At 40.7% G+C, this 1,423-nt stretch carries 1 protein-coding gene; it reads right to left on the minus strand.

What is annotated here, in order from left to right; translation table 11 throughout:
* Positions 1 to 133 precede the first annotated feature (133 nt).
* On the minus strand, positions 134 to 1,423 hold a 1,290-nt coding region (locus tag WFZ85_RS15935), incomplete at its 5' end, for a T9SS type A sorting domain-containing protein (RefSeq protein ID WP_342697242.1).

The raw sequence follows: 1,423 nt of genomic DNA on the forward strand, positions 1-1,423 counted from the left end.
CGAACCCTTTGCGCACTTTGCGGTTAAATAAAAAATCCCCATCTTGCTCTTACACAAGACAGGGATTTTAAAACCTATTAAGTCTTAATACTTAATACTTAATACCTCGTATTTCGTACCTCGTACCTTCTAATTATCTCTTAACTACCCTAACCGTTCTCACTTCCTCGCCTTGGGTTACTGTTACATTGTAAACCCCACTTGGATAACGATCACCGATAGTCATAGTCTCTAACTCATTAACTTGAGCTGATTTTTGCTCAATTAATCTACCTACCATGTCATATACTTTAACATCGATTGGTGTACTCTCAGCAGATGTAGTAACATCTAACATAAAGCCACTCGCAAATGGATTAGGATAAGCCGTAGCTCCAAACGTTACTTTGGCAGTTCTAGCTACTAAAGTAGCAATATCACAACCTCTTCCATCTGGACCAAACTCGCCATTCAATTGAACCGATACGGTTACTACATAGTCTTTATTAACCGTAGCACCTGCAAACATGTTCAACATAAAGTTAGCAACAGGTCTATCAATTGTACCTACTGGTACTAAATCCTCTCCTACTCGCTCAAACAACGATACGCGGTAAATAGTCGCACCTGATACTGGTAGTATCGTCAATGACTGATTTAATGCCGTAGTCGGTTGTCCACACAATGATGGCGTTACTTCTGTCGTTGGGAACGCTGGAGTGGTCAAAATACAATCCGGGCCATAGCCTGACAATACCTCTATACCATTGTTCAACGTTCTGTATTGTACAGATAAAGTATACGAAGTACCAAACTGTATGGTCAATCCTTGGAATGACGATAACGTAGAAAAACGACTTGCACTTGGGTTGGTAAAGTAGTACACTGGTGTCGGACCATTGTCACTAGTCAAGCGTATTCTGAATTGATACTGTAGTGCTGAAAACGCCGGTGTAGCAGATATAGTAGCTGTTCTAGCCACTGTAGTACCACACGTTGGTGAACTCAATCGAATTAACGGTATGCTCGGTGTAGTAACCGTACAAGCATCGCCATAGCCTGATTGAACTACCGCATTAGATACAATATCCAAGAACGAATACTGTACGTCTATCGTATAGCTAGTACCAAACTGTGGAACTAATCCTGGGAACGAATTCAAAGTAACAAAACGTGATGCTTGTGTTACCGTATAGAACGTTGGCGTAGGTCCATTGTCATTCGTTAATCGTGCTCTAAAGGTATACGATATCGCATTAATTCCTACCGTAGAACTAAGGTTAGTACCAATAGCGCTTAGAGTAACTCCACAATTAGCTGGAGTTAATTTTACTAATGGAACTATCGGACTTAATACAGTGATAGTATTACCCGCATATGGTACATTCTCTCCATCTATTACAGCAGCAGCTGTTACTGAGTAGCTGATGTTAAAGTTACGCAT

The organism is Flavobacterium aureirubrum (assembly GCF_038739835.1).
GTDB lineage: Bacteria > Bacteroidota > Bacteroidia > Flavobacteriales > Flavobacteriaceae > Flavobacterium > Flavobacterium aureirubrum.